General features: G+C 66.5%; 1 protein-coding gene. It reads right to left on the bottom strand.

What is annotated here, in order from left to right:
• Positions 1-32 precede the first annotated feature (32 nt).
• Positions 33-1,204, bottom strand: a protein-coding gene (locus LUM46_RS26590) for an IS3 family transposase (RefSeq protein ID WP_374726927.1) whose coding sequence is annotated in 2 segments (ribosomal slippage) — positions 33-923 and positions 926-1,204 — 1,170 coding nt in all. Because the reading frame shifts where the segments join, the coding sequence is not laid out codon by codon here.
• Positions 1,205-1,273: the final 69 nt, after the last annotated feature.

The following is a 1,273-nucleotide window of genomic DNA, read 5'->3' as shown; positions in this document are numbered from 1 at the left end:
GGGACTGCTGCACGGATAGGTGACAGGGTTTCTCAGGCGGCGAGTGCGACCTGAGTGGTCATGGTGGCTTCGTACTCGATCGGGGTCAAACGTCCCAGACGGGCCTGGCGTCGGCGGCGGTGGTAGGTCCGCTCGATCCAGGTCACGATCGCGATCCGCAGCTCCTCGCGGGTAGTCCACCGTCTGCGGTCCAGGACGTTCTTCTGCAGCAGCGCGAAGAAGGACTCCATCGCGGCGTTGTCCCCGGCCGAGGCGACCTGACCCATCGATCCGACCAGGTCATGACGGCGCAGCTCAGCCAGGAACTTCCGGGACCGGAACTGCGATCCGCGGTCGGAATGGACCACACAACCAGCCACGTCGGCGCCGCTGATGCCACGCCTGGCAACCGCAGAGTTGAGCGCGGTCACAGCCAGGGACGACTTCATCCGGTCACCGATGGAGTAGCCCACGATCCGGCCCGAGAACACGTCCTTGATCGCGCACAGGTAGACCTTGCCCTCACCCGTGGGATGTTCGGTGATGTCCGTGAGCCACAACCGGTTCGGTGCGGTGGCGGTGAAGTCCCGCTGGACCAAGTCGTCGTGCGCGGCCGGACCGGGCTGCTTGCCGTTCTTCCCACGCTTCTTGCCGAACACCGACCACCAGCGCCCGTCACGACAGCGCCGCCACATCGTGCGGTCACACGCCACCAGGCCGGCCTGGCGGGCCTCGTCACCCAGGAGCCGGTACCCGAACTCCGGATCATCACGATGCGCGTCGAACAACGCGTTGGCCAGGTAGGCCTGCTCGAGCTCTCGGCGTGTGACGGGCGCGGCGAGCCATCGGTAGTAGGGCTGTCTGGCGAGCTTCAGGACCCGGCACGTCACCGTGACGGGGATCCCCGCGTCGGCGAGCTCTTTCACGAGCGGGTACATCATTTTCCCGGCAGCTGCGCTTGAGAGAGGTAGGCCGCGGCGCGGCGCAGCACCTCGTTCTCCTGCTCCAGCAGGCGGATCTTACGGCGGGCCTCACGCAGCTCGGCCGACTCTGCCGAGGTCACACCAGGCCGGGCGCCGTCCTCGACTTCGGCAGCACGTAGCCAGTTACGCAGGCACGACTCGCTGATCCCGAAGTCTTTCGCGATCTGGCTGATCGGAGCCTGGCCACGCCGAGCGACGGCCACGACGTCCTCGCGGAACTCTTTGGGGTGGGGTGCGGGCACGGTGAACATCCTTCCAGCGATGCCTGTCGGCACCACAAGTCAGTTGTCACCTATCCGTGCAGCAGTCCC

Source organism: Promicromonospora iranensis (assembly GCF_028994805.1).
Taxonomy (GTDB): domain Bacteria; phylum Actinomycetota; class Actinomycetes; order Actinomycetales; family Cellulomonadaceae; genus Promicromonospora; species Promicromonospora iranensis.
This window is presented reverse-complemented; position numbering and strand designations above follow the sequence as displayed.